The following is a 14,285-nucleotide window of genomic DNA, read 5'->3' as shown; positions in this document are numbered from 1 at the left end:
GCGCCGGGAGACACGTCATGAACAATCCCGACGCCAATCTCGAACGTCTCGCTGCGCTCGAAGGCATGGGCTGCTCGCGCAAGCGCCGCGAGGACCCGCGCTTTATCCAGGGCAAGGGCAACTACGTGGACGACATCAAGATGCCGGGCATGCTGTTCGGCGTGATGGTGCGCAGTCCCTACGCCCATGCGCGCGTGAAGCGCATCGACAAGTCGCGCGCGCTCGCGCATCCCGGGGTGCACGCCGTGCTCACGGCGGATGACCTCAAACCCCTCAAACTGCACTGGATGCCGACGCTCGCGGGCGACGTGCAGGCGGTGCTCGCCGACGAAAAGGTCTGCTTCCAGAATCAGGAAGTCGCGTTCGTGGTGGCCGACGACCGCTACGTCGCCGCCGATGCGGCCGAACTCGTTGAAGTCGAGTACGAGGAGCTGCCCGCGCTCGTCGATCCGATGAAGGCGCTCGAACCCGACGCGCCCGTGATTCGTGAGGACATCCGCGACAAGGACAGCGGCGCGCACGGCGCGCGCAGGCATCCTAATCATATTTTCACGTGGACGATGGGCGACCGCGACAAGACGGACCGCATGTTCGAGAATGCGGAAGTCACGGTCAAGCAGGATATCGTGTATCCGCGCGTGCATCCGTGCCCGCTCGAAACCTGCGGCTGCGTCGCGTCGTTCGACAAGGTGCGCGGCGATCTCACGGTCTACATCACGTCGCAGGCGCCGCACGTCGTGCGTACCGTGGTCGGGCTGCTGTCGTCGATTCCGGAGTCGAATATCCGCATCATTTCGCCCGACATCGGCGGCGGCTTCGGCAACAAGGTCGGCGTGTATCCGGGCTATGTGACGTCGATCGTGGCGTCCATTGTGCTCGGGCGGCCGGTCAAGTGGATCGAGTCGCGCAACGAGAATCTCTCCAGCACCGCGTTCGCACGCGACTATCACATGACCGGCGAGCTGGCCGCCGACAAGGACGGCCGCATCAAGGCGCTGCGCGTGAATGTGGTGGCCGACCACGGCGCGTTCGACGCGTGTGCCGATCCGACCAAGTGGCCCGCCGGCATGTTCCATGTGTGCACGGGCTCGTATGCGATCCCCAATGCGTTCGTGAGCGTCGACGGTGTGTACACGAACAAGTTTCCGGGCGGCGTCGCCTACCGCTGCTCGTTTCGTGTGACCGAGGCCGTCTATCTGATCGAGCGGATGGTGGATGTGCTCGCGCAGAAGCTCGGCATCGACAAGGCGGAGATCCGCTTGCGCAACTTTATCGGCCGCGACCAGTTCCCGTACACCACGCCGCTTGGCCTCGAATACGATTCGGGCGACTACGAAACGGGGCTGAAAAAGGTGCTGGCCGCCGTCGATTACAACGCGCTGCGCAAGGAACAGGCGCAGCGCCGCGCTGATCCGGATGCGGAGTGGCTCATGGGCATCGGCGTGGTGAACTTCACCGAGATCGTCGGCGCCGGGCCTTCGAAGATGTGCGACATCCTGGGCGTGGGCATGTTCGATTCATGCGAGATTCGCGTGCATCCGGACGGCTCGGCCATCGCGCGCATGGGCACGATCACGCAGGGCCAGGGACACCAGACCACCTACGCGCAGATCATTGCATCGGAGGCGGGCATTCCGGCCTCGAAAATCACGGTCGAAGAGGGCGATACCGCCACGGCACCCTACGGCCTCGGCACCTATGGTTCGCGTTCGACGCCCGTTGCGGGCGCCGCCGTGGCGCGCGCCTCGCGCAAGATTCGCGAAAAGGCGCGCCGGATCGCCGCGCATCTGCTCGAAGCGAGCCCGGACGACGTCGAGTTCGATCTTGACCGCTTCGTGCTGAAGGGCTCGCCCGACCAGTTCAAGACCGTGAGGGAGGTGGCGTGGGCCGCCTATAACAACGTTCCCGAGGGGCTGGAGATGGGCCTCGAGGCCGTCGATTATTACGATCCGCCCAACTTCACGTTCCCGTTCGGCGCCTACGTCTGTGTGCTCGACATCAACCGCTATACCGGCGAGATCCGCGTGCGCCGCTTTTACGCGCTCGACGACTGCGGCACGCGGATCAACCCGATGATCATCGAGGGGCAGATTCACGGCGGCCTGACCGAAGGCTTCGCCGTTGCGCTCGGCCAGGAGCTGCCGTATGACGAAGCGGGCAATCTGCTCGGCGCGACACTGCTCGACTACTTCGTGCCGACGGCCGTGGAAACGCCGCATTGGGAAACGGACTTCACGGTGACGCCTTCGCCGCATCACCCGATCGGTGCAAAGGGCGTGGCCGAATCCCCGCACGTGGGCTCGATTCCGTGCTTTACGTCGGCGGTGGTCGATGCCTTCGCGCATCTCGGCGTTACGCACATGAACATGCCGCACAACGCGTATCGCGTGTGGCAGCAATGCCGCGAGCTTGGATTGACGCGGCCCGCCTGATCGAAGCGCGCACGAATGAGGAGTCCGGAATGAAAGTCGTACTCGACAAGGCATTTCCACTCGACGCGAGCGCGGAGCGCGCCTGGGCGCTGATGCAGGACATCGAGACGGTGGCCGGCTGCATGCCGGGCGCGAAGATCACCGAGCGCGTAGACGATACGCACTACAAAGGAACCATCACCGTGCGGCTCGGGCCGGCGACGATGTCGTTCAAGGGCGACATCGAAGTGCTTGCGCTCGACGCCGCGGCGCGCAGCCTGCATCTGCTCGGCAAGGGAACGGATTCGACCGGCAGCTCGGCGGCCACGATGGATCTCACGGCCAGCGTGCAGCCCACGGGCGAGACCTGCACGCTGGCCGGCAAGAGCGAGGTGACGATGAGCGGCAAGGCCGCCGCGCTGGGCGGGCGGCTCATGGGGCCGGTGTCGGAGCAGTTGCTCAAGCAGTTCGTCGCGAACTTCTCGGCGCGACTGAGTGCCATGGCGCCGCCGCAAGCCGCGCCGGACGCCGCTGCGAGTGCGGCCGACGAGCCGGTATCGGCGCCGCCTTCCAGGGCGACCGGGGCGGCCGCCGCGCAGCCTGCGCAAGCCACCGAGCTGAACGGCATTGCGTTTGTCTGGGCCATCATTCGCGACTGGCTGCGCGGGCTCTTCACCCACAAAGCGCAAGGCCGCTGAGGCACGCCATGGCGCAAACCGATCGCATGCCGGACGTCCTCGCATTGCAGGCGAAGCTGGCGGGCCACCGCTTCATCGTCGAGCGCAGCTTCGCGGCTGCGCTGCTGCTCACGATGGAAATGCGCCGACCGCTGCTGCTGGAGGGCGAGGCGGGCGTAGGCAAGACCGAGGTCGCGAAGGCGCTCGCGCGCCTGCTCGACGCGCCGCTGATCCGCCTGCAATGCTACGAAGGGCTCGACGCGCACGCGGCGCTTTACGAGTGGAACTACGTCCACCAGCTGCTGGCAATCAAGCTCTTCGAGCAGGACACGCGGCCGCTGCGCGACAAGGAGCAAGACATTTTCTCCGAGCGCTATCTGCTCAAGCGCCCGCTGCTCGAAGCTATTACGACCTCTCCCGCGCCCGTGCTGCTGATCGACGAAATCGACCGTACCGACGAGGCGTTCGAGGCCTACCTGCTCGAGCTGCTGTCGGATTTCCAGCTTTCGATTCCCGAGCTTGGCGTGATCCGCGCGACCGAGCGGCCCTATGTGATCCTCACTTCGAACGGCACGCGCGAGATCTCCGACGCGCTGCGCCGCCGCTGCCTCTACCAGTACGTCGATTACCCTTCGTTCCAGCGCGAACTCATGATCGTGCGGACCCAGGTACCCGAGGTGCCAGAGGCGCTCGCGGCCCAGATTGTCGAGTTCGTTCATGCGGTGCGCGAGATGGCGCTGCGCCGCAAGCCCGGCCTCGCGGAAACGCTCGACTGGGTGGCCGCGCTGCTGCGCCTTGGCGTGAGCGCGCTCGACGAAGACGGCGTAGACCGCGTGATGGATTCGCTCGCCGCGCTCGTGAAGACGCGCGAGGATCAGGCCAGCCTCACGCGCCCCGTCGTTGAAAAACTGGTGGCGTCATGCTGACCGGCATCGACAGTACGGTGCCTCGCGCGGCGCCGCACGATCTCGCCGATCGCCTTGTCGCGCGCTATGCGGGCTTCGCGGGCTGGCTGCGCGCGAACGCGTTCGGTGTGACGAGCGCGGACGTTGCTGCAATGCTCGAGGTGGTGCAACGCATGGGCCAGACAGAGCGCGACGTGCTGCGCTGGAGCCTGCGTGCGCTGCTGTGCTCGCGCGCGCAGGAATGGCGGCGCTTCGACGAACTGTTCGACGCGTACTTCCTCGCGCCGAACCGGCGCAAGCTCGCCGAAACCCGTGCCGGCGGCGCCGGGCCGCTTGCGCGTGACGACGCGGCCAGCGGGCCGTCCGATGCGAGCGACGGCACGCCGATTTCGCTCGCAGGCAGCGGCAACGGCGCGGCACAGGAGGGGGCAGCCGCGAACGAAGGTGCCACGCTGAGCGAGTCGCTGGCGCACGCGGATTTGCGCCACCTGAACGATCGCGACGAACTCTTCGCCATCGACGCCGCGATTCGCCGCTTCGCCCAGCGCCTGCGCGGCATCGAGATGCGCCGCGAGCAACGCGCAAGCCTCGGGCGCACGCTCGATCTGCACTGGACCCTGCGCCGCAGCGTGTCGCGCGGCGGGCTGCCGGTCGAACTCGGCTGGCGGCGCAAGCGCCGGCAGCGTCCGCGCATCGTTTTGCTGCTCGACGTGAGCCGCTCGATGAGCCTCTACAGCTTCTTTTTCCTGCGGCTCGCGCGCGTGCTGAGCGGGCGTTTGCCCGACGTCCACAGCTTCGTCTTCCATACGCGGCTCGTTTGCGTCGACGAAGCCTTGCGCGACCCCGATCCGCGGCGCGCCCAGGAGCGCCTGCACCTCATCTCGGAGGGCTGGGCCGGCGGGACGCGGATCGGCGAGAGCCTCGCCGGCTTCAATGCGCACTACGCGCCGCGTTTGCTGCATTCGCGTACCGCGGTCGTGATCGTCAGCGACGGCTACGACGCGGGAGACGTGGCACAGCTCGGCGAATCGTTGGCCGCGATCCGGCGGCGCTGCCATTCGCTTGTCTGGCTCAACCCGCTCGCCGATCGTCCGGGATTTGTGCCAGTCAGCGCGGGCATGCAGGCCGCGTTGCCGCATCTCGACCTGTTTGCCGGGGCCCGCGACCTCGCGGGTCTCGAACGGATCTTTCCTCAAATTCTCGAGGCGTTGCAATGAATGTCCATGCCGAATCGAGCGAGACCCTTCCGGACGCCGCGGATCTGCTGCAGCTCGAGCAGCGGCTGATCGATGCGGGCTCACCGTTCGCGGTCGTCACCGTGATCCGTGCGGCGCCGCCAACCTCGACGCACGTCGGCGCCCAGGCGCTGGTGGAGGCCAGTGGCGCGCTGCATGGCTGGGTCGGCGGGGGCTGCTCGCGGACGATCGTCATCGAGGCCGCGCGAGAGTCGATCCGCACGGGGCAGCCACGGCGTGTGCGGATCAGCAACGAGCCGGCGCCAGCCGAGGCCGAAGTCGAGGCACATGCGATGCCGTGTGCTAGCAACGGCGCGCTGGAGCTTTTCATCCAGCCCACCGTGCCCGCGCCACTCGTGGCTGTGCTCGGCGCCACGCCCGCGGCGCAGGAAGCGTGTGTGCTCGCACGGCGCGTCGGCTTTCGCGCGAGCCTCGCGGCCGACGTGGCGCGCGCCGGGCAGCCGGGCTTCGACGCCGCCGCGCTGGATCGCGCCGGTACGTCGTTCGTGCTGATCGCCACCCAAGGCGAGCGCGACGAGGATGCGCTCGAAGCCGCGCTGCGCAGCGCGGCGGCGGCGGTGCTGCTGATCGCGAGTCACAGGAAGGCCGAGCGGCTGCGCGCAGCGATGCGCCTGCGCGGCATCGACGAAGCCCGGCTCGCGGCGCTGCACGCACCGGCGGGGCCGGCGATCCATGCCCACACGCCGCAGGAGATTGCACTGGGCGCCGTGGCGGGACTCGTCGCGCTGCGGCACGAGATAGACGAAGCGGCCGAGGCGGCGGCGCGCACGCAGGCCGTGGCGCCGCGGGCCGCGATCGCCACGGAAACCGTACCGCCATTGCCGCCGTGCGAGGCGCTCGGCGCGCCCGTGGCAGAGGCGCAGGCGGGGTGCTACGTGAACCCCGTGTGCGGTATGAGCGTCGAGATTGCGAAGGCGAAACACGTTGTCGACTATGGCGGACGCAAGGTGTACTTCTGCTGCGACTGCTGCAAGTCCGAGTTCGAGCGCGACCCCGAGCGCTATCTGCACGCCGCCCCCGGTGCTGCCGCTCGCCCGGACGATCTCCCCGGGGAGGGGCGATGAGCGGCGTGACGTTTTCGGCAGTCGTGCTCGCGGCGGGCCTGTCCGCGCGCATGGAGGGGCGTCACAAGCTGTTGCTGCCGGTGGGCGGCGAGCCTGCCGTGCGGCGCGTCGTGCGCGCGATCGTTGCGGCACGACCCGAGGAGGTTGTCGTCGTGACCGGATTCAATGGCCGGGCGGTGTTCGAAGCGCTCGACGGCCTCGACGTGCGCTTCCAGAGCAACCCGAGCTTCCGTGAAGGACAGATGACGTCGGTCGCGAGCGGCGTTGCCGCGCTGCAGGCGCCGTGCGACGCCGTGATGATCTGCCTCGCCGATCAGGTGCTCCTTGAAGCGGCCGACTATCGCGAGCTGATCGAGGCCTACGCGACGATGCCGTACGGTTCGATCCTCGTGCCGATGTTCGACGGCGCACGCGGCAATCCTGTCGTGTTTGCTTCGAGCTATTGCCCCGAGGTCGTGGGTGGCCGCGTGAATCCGGGCTGCCGCAAGCTGATCGCCGAGCGTGGCGGCGAGGTGTTTCTCCACGAGGCGGCGCACGATCGCTTTTGCATCGACATGGATACCCCCGCCGATTACCTGAGCGTTATTGCGCGCGTGGAGGGCCGCACGGCACGCGTCGATCCTTGATGTCCCGGCTCACTCTCAAAACGACGGGTGTGGTTCAAGCATAATGAGCGCCACGCGTTTCCCCATCGTTCGAGACGAGGTCGACTCCATGATCAACGGGCTGCAAGAGAAGTTCGCGTATGTGAACGGCATCCGCATGCACTATGTCGAGAAAGGCTCGGGCCCGCTCGTGCTGCTCTGTCACGGCTGGCCGGAGTCATGGTACGTGTGGCGCTGGCAGATAGACGCGCTCGCGGCCGCAGGCTATCGCGCGGTTGCGCCGGACCAGCGCGGATACGGGCTCACCGATGCCCCGGAATCGATCGAGGCTTACGATATTCTGAATCTGGTCGGCGACCTGGTCGGCCTCGTCAAGGCGCTCGGCGAAGAGCAGGCGATCCTGATCGGGCATGACTGGGGTGCAGCCGTCGCCGCTTACGCCGCGTTGCTGCGTCCCGACCTGTTTCCCGTTCTCGGCCTGCTGAGCGTTCCTTACATGCCGAGACGCCCAGTGCGTCCATCGGTGCGCTTTGCGCAGCTCACGCAGGAGTGCCACTTCTATCAGGACTATTTTCAGTTGCCGGGGCGCGCCGAGCGCGAACTGGAAGAAGATGTCCGCCGTTCGATGCTCGGCATTCTGTACACGGCGTCGGGAGACCCGGTGGTGAAAGGACAGCCGGCCAATTTCGCGATCTTTCCCAAATCGACTCGACTCGTGGACAACCTCACGATACCCGACGAGCTTCCGCCATGGCTGACCGACACGGATCTGCAATATTTCGTCGATCAGTTCGAGCGAAGCGGGTTTCGCGGGCCCATCAACTGGTATCGGAATATCGATCGAAACTGGGCGCTGACCAGCTTCCTCGACGGCGCCCGGATCATGCAGCCGACGCTCTTTCTCGCGGGAGAGTTAGACGGCGTCGTGAAGATGGCAGCGAAGGACTACGACGCCCTGGAAGTCAACGTTCCCAACCTCTGGAAGAAGCCTCTCATCGCGAAAGCGGGTCATTGGGTGCAGCAAGAGCGTCCGGACGAGGTGAACGAGGTCATCCTGGATTTCCTCGCCGGATCGGTTCGCTCACTGGCAAGTTCCAGTAAGTAGATGTTGAAGAGCCTTCGCCGCCAGTGCCCACGCTCGTTGGGCGCCCAGCGGCAAGCTTCGAGTTAGTGTATGGCGACGCTGACGGCCACGATTTCGTATCCGGGGTCCGCGTGCTCGTTGGCCGCCTTTTCCGCTTCCTCGTGTGAGAGAAAGGACTTGGCCCCGGCAATTTCCGGCGCCATGCCGATATCGCCGTCCTCTGCGCAGCAGAGGTACTGCTCACCGGTCTTCACCACGTAGACAGTCGTCATGTTTCCCTCCATGGGTTGTGGGGGAACTTCCAGTCTAGCAGGTCAAACCCGCGCCGATCGGCGGGCCGATTGCCTCTACGCTATCGGCTGGAACCTTCGATTCTATTCGCTTCACGATGGACGGCAACCCCACCGTTGTTTCGAACCCAACATCGGCCTTCGTCGCCGGCAGGTTTGTTCCGGATGTGCAACGATAGGCGTGCAACTCGCAGCTGTCTGTAGAGCTGGACAATCCAACGGGGAGGGTACATGAGAGAGAACGCCGAGACGCTGTTCGTCGCTTCCGAAGACATTGCAACCGCGTTGAACCTGCTGGAGAGCATCGAGGTCGAGGTCGGATTCGATAGCGAGGATCCGGAGAGCATCGAGAAGGCGATTCTCGCCGTCGAGGAGGCGATCGATACTCGCCTGAGGGGCTATCGCGGCGACGCACGTGTCGAATCGGCGATCCTGCGCGTCAAGTTCGATTTCCGGTGCGCGATCATTGATCAAGCCGCGTCCGATGAGGCGGATGACGAGGCCATCGGCATCGTCCACACCCTGCATTGATCGTTTTCGGGGAATCAGGCGCCTGATTGACTCCAACGGGTGGATGCTGCCGCCGCCGCGCGCGGCGCGCCGCCATTCACCCGGCAACGAACTTTACACGTTGTTACCCGCGCGCAGCGGACGTCCGGGCGGGCTTTCCGTATACTGCCGCGCAATCAATCGCCATTCTCCTCATGCTTGTCGTGCCCGCAGCGGCGGCAATGCGAACCCACCGTGACGTCCATGCTCTCTACCAGGTCCGCCCTCACCGCCGCGCTTGTCGCTGCGGCAAGTCTTTCGTTGTCCGCGTGCGTTGCGCCGGGCTACTCGCCTTACGGCGCGCAGCAAAGTTACCAGGGCCAATATGCGGCACCTGCGGCATCTGCATATAGTCAGCCCGCTTACGCGCAACCGGGCACCGTGCAGCAACCCGCCTACGCGCCGCCGCCTGCGCCGCAACAGCCGTATGACACGCAAAACAACGGTCAGTACGGCGCGCAGTACAACCCGCAATACGGCAACCAAAATGGCAACCAATACGGCACGCAGTACGGCACGATCTCGGGCATCCGGCCGTTGAGCAACGCCACGGGTGCTTCGGGGATCGCCGGAACCGTGGTCGGTGCGCTGGTTGGCGGCGTGCTCGGCAATCAGGTCGGCGGTGGTCACGGCCGCGACGCCGCGACCGTCATCGGCGCGCTCGGCGGCGCCTATGCAGGCAACCAGATCGGCCAGCAGATGGGCCAGCCCGCAGGATTCCAGATCGACGTGCAACTCAGCGACGGCTCAACCCGCGCGTTCAACGTGCCGACGCCCGGCGACCTGCGCCCCGGCGACCGCGTGCAGGTCAACGGCAGCCAGCTCGCGCGCTACTGATTCCGGCCGCTGTTGCATACCTAAAGGTGTCCTGAGTATTTTCCTGGCATCGATCAGGAGAGTTGGCGAGCGCCAAATCGTGGCTTGTCCTAGCGGCGATGTTGCGCAAGTTGACAGAATCCTTTCTTGGGCAGGTGCCAGTTTTCACTTCTGTCAGGTCCGCAAAAGATCCTCAAGTGTCGTGAGCTTCATGCCGATATGCCGGTCGTAGTCGCAGCGGTATCACCCACCGCGCGACTACCCGCAGTCACAAGAAAGCTGACATTTGGGGACAGAAGTGGGCAAATTTCGGATCAGTACTATCCTGACCGCAGTGCTGACGCTGCTGGTCGTCTTGATCGGAGTCAGTAACCTCATGGCGCTCAAGGGGGTGCGTGAGACTGCTGCCTCTGTCGAGGCGATGAGCCAGGCGACCGTCGAAGTGACCGAGGTGACCGAGGCGTTTGCCGCCACGCAACGCGCCCGTGTGTCGATCTCGGCCGCACAGAGTGCAGCGCAGATCGGCCAAACCGCGGCGGCCAAGAATTTGACGGAGACCGTCGACGCCCGGCTGGCACAGGGCCAGGCGCGCATCGAGGCGTTCGCGAAGATTCCACGCTCCGACCCGGACGACCAGGCACTCGCCCAACGCATCGTCGAAACCTACAACGCGCTGAACGATTGCGTGCGCAATGAACAGAAGGCGCTCGCGGCCAACGACATGGCCACCTTCAATCACATCAGCGCGATCGAAAGCATCGCGGCTTCGCGCGCGTTCAACGACGAGATGGACAAGTTCGTCAAGCGCGCCACCAAACGCGGCCATGCCGCAAAAGAGGCCGCGAATGACACGACGTCGTTCCTCCAGATCATGATTGCGGTGTGCCTCGCTGTTACCGTGCTGGTCGCGGTGGCCGCGCGCCGTGCGCTGTCGCGCGTCGTTCAGAAGCCATTGCAAGTGTTGGGCGAGCACCTGGACCGCGTCGCCCAGGGCGACCTGACTGCGCGCATCGGCGAACACGGCCACAACGAAATCGGCATGCTTGCCTCGGCGGCGAAGCGCATGCAGGAGAGCCTCGTTGGCGTGATCGGCACCGTGCTGGCGTCGACCGCGTCGGTCAGCACGGCTTCGAAGCAGATTGCTGCGGGCAATCTCGATCTGTCGTCGCGTACGGAGCAGCAGGCCGCGTCGCTGCAGGAGACGGCTGCGTCCATGGAAGAACTCACGTCGACGGTGCAGCAGAGCGCCTCGAACGCCCAGCATGCGAACGACCTCGCGGCGTCCGCGTCGGAAGCGGCAGGCCGGGGCGGCGCGGTGGTCTCCGAAGTCGTGGACACGATGAAGTCAATCAACGAGTCGTCGCGCAAGATCGTCGACATCATCGGCGTGATCGACGGTATCGCCTTCCAGACCAACATTCTTGCGCTTAACGCGGCCGTCGAGGCGGCGCGCGCCGGCGAGCAGGGGCGCGGCTTCGCTGTGGTGGCCTCCGAGGTTCGCAGTCTCGCGCAGCGCTCCGCGGCTGCCGCCAAGGAAATCAAGGCGCTGATCGACGACTCGGTTTCGAGAGTCGATACGGGCAGCGCACTGGTGGCGCGCGCCGGTTCGACGATGTCGGAAATCGTCGAGAGCGTGGGGCGCGTGACCGGCATCATGGCCGAGATTTCGGCCGCCACCCACGAGCAGACGGAGGGCATCGAGCAAGTCAACCGTGCGATCAGCCAGATCGACGAAGCGACGCAGCAAAACGCGGCGCTCGTGGAGCAGGCGTCGGCGGCGGCGCAATCCATGCAGGATCAGGCGAGGCTGCTCGAAAGAACGGTGAGCGTGTTTCACGTCGCCGCCTGATCCGCTGCGTTCGTCCAATGGGCGAGCGCAGCGGGAGTGTGAAAGACCTGGGCCTTTAGAGCGGCTCTTCGTGTGAAGCGGAAGGACCGACGTATTCGTAGCGCGCCGTGTTCACGTGCGAGATGCGAAGCTCGACGGGTTCCTGATGATACGAGTACGCGATGCGCCGAACTTCGAGCAACGGCGTGCCTGGCGCCACTTCGAGTAGCTCACTCTCGATCTCGTTGGCCGTCGCGACGCGCAGCCGTTCTTCGGTGCCGACCACGTTGATGTGGAACGCGTCCTGGTAGAAGTTGTAAAGCGTGCTGGGCCGCTCGCGCAACGCGGCTTCGGTCAGTCCCGCGAAACGCTCCTCTGCAACGGTGATGCTGTCGATCATGACCGTCTCGCCATGCAGCGCCAGCCGGTTCACGAACGAGAAAACCCGCGCGTTCGGTTCGATGCCGAGAATCGCGGCGACTTCCCGCGTCGCCTTGGCCTTCGTGAACGACACGAGACTCACCGTGGGGTAGCTCTTCTCGCCGTCCTGGCGCACGACCCGGAAAAATCGGAAGAAATAGCGATCGCGCTGGTGTTGCGCGACGAACGTGCCGAGTCCCTGATGGCGCACCAGAATGTTGTCCGCCACGAGTTCGTCGATCGCCTTGCGCAGCGTCCCGATCGACACGCCAAAACGCTCGGACAGGCGCTTCTCTGACGGTATCGCCTCGCCGCCTTTCCATTCCTTCGCCGACAACGCGGCGAGGATCCCGTTTTTCACTTCCTTGTATCGCGTTCCCCCGATGACGGGCGTGCTTGCCGCGCCCGCCGCGTGGGCGGCGCCGTTCTTCAGCGTGTTCATGGCGGTGTTCCCCCTTCCTTGTACGTTCCGGACTTTGACGCGATTTTACTTCATCTGGCTGATCCAACACATATAGATGATATGGTTGACATGGATGAATGAGCTGTCTATGATGCGCAGCATGGCCACGCGCCAGACCCCCCGTGAACAAAACTGGAGACACTCAGATGAGCCAGGCAGCTCAAGCAGCACAGCAGGCTGATTCAACGGCGGCCCATGCCGATCCGGCGCGCAGGACGATCCACATCGTGCTGCACGAGGCGAAGGACACGGTTGGTGTCGCGGTCGTCGAGGGCATCAAGGCGGGCACGCAGCTGAACGCGTGGATCATGGACGAGGACGAAATCGTCACGGTCCCGGCGAAGCAGGACATTCCGATCGGTCACAAGGTGGCGCTCAAGGACATGGCCGTGGGCGACACCGTCTACAAGTACGGCGTGGATATCGGCAAGGTCGTGGCGCCCATCAAGGCGGGTGAGCACGCTCACGTTCACAACATCAAGACGAAGCGCTGGTAAGGCGCAGGCAAACCAGCCAGTCGAACCCCTCCCATTCAGAGAGAGACACCATGAGCGTGATTGACCAGAACACCATTTTCCGCGGCTATCGCCGCTCGAACGGCCGCGTCGGCGTGCGCAACCACGTCATCATCCTGCCCGTCGACGACCTGTCGAACGCCGCCGCGCAAGCGGTCGAGCACAACATCAAGGGCACCATGGCGCTGCCGCATCCGTACGGCCGCCTGCAGTTCGGCGCCGACCTCGATCTGCATTTCCGCACGCTGATCGGCGCGGGCTGCAACCCGAATGTCGCCGGCGTGATCGTCATCGGCATCGAGGAAGGCTGGACCAAGCGCGTGGTCGACGGCATCGCGAAGTCGGGCAAGCCGGTGATGGGCTTCGGCATCGAACTGCACGGCGACCATGACACGATCATGCGCGCCTCGAAGGCCGCGAAGGAAATGGTGCAGTGGGCGACGACGCTCGAGCGCGAGGAGTGCCCGATCTCCGATCTGTGGGTGTCGACCAAGTGCGGCGAGTCGGATACGACGTCTGGCTGCGGCGCGAACCCGACGGTCGGCAATGCGTTCGACAAGCTCTACGGACTCGGCACGACGCTCGTGTTCGGCGAGACGTCGGAGCTGACCGGCGGCGAGCAGATCGTCGCGGCGCGCTGCGCGAACGACCAGGTGCGCGAGCGCTTCCAGTTCATGTTCGATCGCTACCAGGACATGATCAACCGCTGGAAGACCGACGACCTCTCCGAGTCGCAGCCGACGAAGGGCAACATCGCTGGCGGCCTGACCACGATCGAGGAAAAGGCGCTCGGCAACATCCAGAAGATCGGCAAGAAGTGCCGTGTGGACGGCGTGCTCGACAAGGCCGAGGAGCCGACGCATTCGGGCCTGTGGTTCATGGATTCGTCCTCGGCGGCGGCGGAGATGGTGACGCTGTGTGCGGCTTCGGGCTTTGCCGTGCACTTCTTCCCGACGGGGCAGGGCAACGTGATCGGCAATCCGATCGTGCCGGTCATCAAGATCTGCGCGAATCCGCGTACGGTGCGCACGATGAGCGAGCACGTCGACGTCGATGTGTCGGGCCTGCTGCAGCGCGAGCAGAACCTCGATCAGGCCGGCGACAAGCTGCTCGAATCGATGCTCGCAACGGCGAACGGCCGCTGGACCGCGGCGGAAACGCTGGGCCATCGCGAGTTCGTGCTCACGCGCCTGTTCGAAAGCGCCTGATCCGCGCAAGCAACACCGCGCAAGCCCGCCTGAGCGGCGGGCTTTGCGAACGCAGTTCCCCCGCAGTTCCATCACAGTTGCGCGCGCCGCTGCGCAAAAGGCCTTGCAGGTATGGCCGCAAAACGTGGACCACTGACGTCCGCCCGCGGTGCGCGTAGCTGTATCACCAGGCAGCAGCGAGTGGAGGAGACACC

The 14,285-nt window shown here is 65.3% G+C and carries 14 protein-coding genes; 12 read left to right on the top strand and 2 right to left on the bottom strand.

The window, feature by feature from the left end; all coding sequences use genetic code 11:
* Positions 1 to 17 precede the first annotated feature (17 nt).
* The 7 genes from E1N52_RS03045 (at position 18) to E1N52_RS03015 (ending at position 8,023) form a co-directional block, all read left to right on the top strand.
* Complete coding sequence (locus E1N52_RS03045) at positions 18 to 2,432, top strand: aerobic carbon-monoxide dehydrogenase large subunit (protein ID WP_133180068.1); 2,415 nt, start codon at positions 18 to 20, stop codon at positions 2,430 to 2,432.
* A 29-nt stretch (positions 2,433 to 2,461) separates the two neighbouring features.
* The gene (locus tag E1N52_RS03040) at positions 2,462 to 3,109 is read left to right on the top strand and encodes an SRPBCC family protein (RefSeq protein ID WP_133180066.1); all 648 of its coding nucleotides are present in this window, start codon (positions 2,462 to 2,464) and stop codon (positions 3,107 to 3,109) included.
* An 8-nt stretch (positions 3,110 to 3,117) separates the two neighbouring features.
* Positions 3,118 to 4,014, top strand: a complete 897-nt coding sequence (locus tag E1N52_RS03035; protein WP_133180064.1) for an AAA family ATPase — start codon at positions 3,118 to 3,120, stop codon at positions 4,012 to 4,014.
* Positions 4,008 to 5,210, top strand: a complete 1,203-nt coding sequence (locus E1N52_RS03030) for a vWA domain-containing protein (RefSeq protein WP_133180063.1) — start codon at positions 4,008 to 4,010, stop codon at positions 5,208 to 5,210. Before E1N52_RS03035 ends, E1N52_RS03030 begins: the two co-directional genes overlap by 7 nt.
* Positions 5,207 to 6,313 (top strand): XdhC family protein, encoded by a 1,107-nt coding sequence (locus tag E1N52_RS03025; RefSeq protein WP_133180061.1) that lies wholly within the window; start codon positions 5,207 to 5,209, stop codon positions 6,311 to 6,313. Before E1N52_RS03030 ends, E1N52_RS03025 begins: the two co-directional genes overlap by 4 nt.
* Positions 6,310 to 6,939 (top strand): nucleotidyltransferase family protein, encoded by a 630-nt coding sequence (locus E1N52_RS03020; protein ID WP_133180059.1) that lies wholly within the window; start codon positions 6,310 to 6,312, stop codon positions 6,937 to 6,939. Before E1N52_RS03025 ends, E1N52_RS03020 begins: the two co-directional genes overlap by 4 nt.
* Positions 6,940 to 7,027: 88 nt before the next feature.
* A complete protein-coding gene (locus E1N52_RS03015) occupies positions 7,028 to 8,023 on the top strand; it encodes an alpha/beta fold hydrolase (protein ID WP_133180057.1) in 996 nt (331 codons plus the stop codon).
* Positions 8,024 to 8,085: 62 nt separating this feature from the next.
* Here E1N52_RS03015 and E1N52_RS03010 read toward each other — a convergent pair whose 3' ends face one another.
* A complete protein-coding gene (locus E1N52_RS03010) occupies positions 8,086 to 8,274 on the bottom strand; it encodes a hypothetical protein (protein ID WP_133180055.1) in 189 nt (62 codons plus the stop codon).
* A gap of 249 nt (positions 8,275 to 8,523) precedes the next feature.
* On the opposite strand from E1N52_RS03010, the gene E1N52_RS03005 reads away from it, so the two are divergent.
* The 3 genes from E1N52_RS03005 to E1N52_RS45240 all read left to right on the top strand — a co-directional run bounded on the left by E1N52_RS03005 (position 8,524) and on the right by E1N52_RS45240 (position 11,506).
* Positions 8,524 to 8,823: a hypothetical protein gene (locus E1N52_RS03005; RefSeq protein WP_133180053.1), complete on the top strand. Its 300-nt coding sequence runs from the start codon at positions 8,524 to 8,526 to the stop codon at positions 8,821 to 8,823.
* Between the two features lie 222 nt (positions 8,824 to 9,045).
* On the top strand, positions 9,046 to 9,678 hold the full coding sequence (locus tag E1N52_RS03000) for an outer membrane lipoprotein (protein WP_425467993.1): 633 nt from the start codon (positions 9,046 to 9,048) through the stop codon (positions 9,676 to 9,678).
* A gap of 277 nt (positions 9,679 to 9,955) precedes the next feature.
* Entirely contained in the window at positions 9,956 to 11,506 is a 1,551-nt protein-coding gene (locus E1N52_RS45240; protein ID WP_165979324.1) for a methyl-accepting chemotaxis protein, read from the top strand.
* A gap of 55 nt (positions 11,507 to 11,561) precedes the next feature.
* On the opposite strand, the gene E1N52_RS02990 is transcribed toward E1N52_RS45240, so the two are convergent.
* On the bottom strand, positions 11,562 to 12,347 hold the full coding sequence (locus tag E1N52_RS02990; protein WP_133180047.1) for a GntR family transcriptional regulator: 786 nt from the start codon (positions 12,345 to 12,347) through the stop codon (positions 11,562 to 11,564).
* A gap of 167 nt (positions 12,348 to 12,514) precedes the next feature.
* Here E1N52_RS02990 and E1N52_RS02985 point away from each other — a divergent pair, with 167 nt between their 5' ends.
* Positions 12,515 to 12,865 carry a UxaA family hydrolase gene (locus E1N52_RS02985; RefSeq protein WP_281282595.1) on the top strand — a complete coding sequence of 117 codons (351 nt, stop codon included), beginning with the start codon at positions 12,515 to 12,517 and terminating at the stop codon, positions 12,863 to 12,865.
* Positions 12,866 to 12,915: 50 nt separating this feature from the next.
* Entirely contained in the window at positions 12,916 to 14,091 is a 1,176-nt protein-coding gene (locus E1N52_RS02980; RefSeq protein WP_133180045.1) for a UxaA family hydrolase, read from the top strand.
* Positions 14,092 to 14,285 lie beyond the last annotated feature (194 nt).

The organism is Paraburkholderia guartelaensis (genome assembly GCF_004353905.1).
Lineage (GTDB): Bacteria > Pseudomonadota > Gammaproteobacteria > Burkholderiales > Burkholderiaceae > Paraburkholderia > Paraburkholderia guartelaensis.
The sequence above is the reverse complement of the archived record's forward strand: the minus strand, read 5'-3'. Positions and strand labels throughout refer to the sequence as shown.

Excerpts from the sequence above, each read along its gene's own strand:
- E1N52_RS02980 (WP_133180045.1), top strand. The coding sequence starts at position 12,916 with ATGAGCGTGATTGACCAGAACACCATTTTCCGCGGCTATCGCCGCTCG.
- E1N52_RS03015 (WP_133180057.1), top strand. The coding sequence starts at position 7,028 with ATGATCAACGGGCTGCAAGAGAAGTTCGCGTATGTGAACGGCATCCGC.
- E1N52_RS03035 (WP_133180064.1), top strand. The coding sequence starts at position 3,118 with ATGGCGCAAACCGATCGCATGCCGGACGTCCTCGCATTGCAGGCGAAG.
- E1N52_RS03030 (WP_133180063.1), top strand. The coding sequence starts at position 4,008 with ATGCTGACCGGCATCGACAGTACGGTGCCTCGCGCGGCGCCGCACGAT.
- E1N52_RS03000 (WP_425467993.1), top strand. The coding sequence starts at position 9,046 with ATGCTCTCTACCAGGTCCGCCCTCACCGCCGCGCTTGTCGCTGCGGCA.
- E1N52_RS03020 (WP_133180059.1), top strand. The coding sequence starts at position 6,310 with ATGAGCGGCGTGACGTTTTCGGCAGTCGTGCTCGCGGCGGGCCTGTCC.
- E1N52_RS02985 (WP_281282595.1), top strand. The coding sequence starts at position 12,515 with ATGAGCCAGGCAGCTCAAGCAGCACAGCAGGCTGATTCAACGGCGGCC.
- E1N52_RS03025 (WP_133180061.1), top strand. The coding sequence starts at position 5,207 with ATGAATGTCCATGCCGAATCGAGCGAGACCCTTCCGGACGCCGCGGAT.
- E1N52_RS03005 (WP_133180053.1), top strand. The coding sequence starts at position 8,524 with ATGAGAGAGAACGCCGAGACGCTGTTCGTCGCTTCCGAAGACATTGCA.
- E1N52_RS03045 (WP_133180068.1), top strand. The coding sequence starts at position 18 with ATGAACAATCCCGACGCCAATCTCGAACGTCTCGCTGCGCTCGAAGGC.
- E1N52_RS03010 (WP_133180055.1), bottom strand. The coding sequence starts at position 8,274 with ATGACGACTGTCTACGTGGTGAAGACCGGTGAGCAGTACCTCTGCTGC.
- E1N52_RS03040 (WP_133180066.1), top strand. The coding sequence starts at position 2,462 with ATGAAAGTCGTACTCGACAAGGCATTTCCACTCGACGCGAGCGCGGAG.
- E1N52_RS02990 (WP_133180047.1), bottom strand. The coding sequence starts at position 12,347 with ATGAACACGCTGAAGAACGGCGCCGCCCACGCGGCGGGCGCGGCAAGC.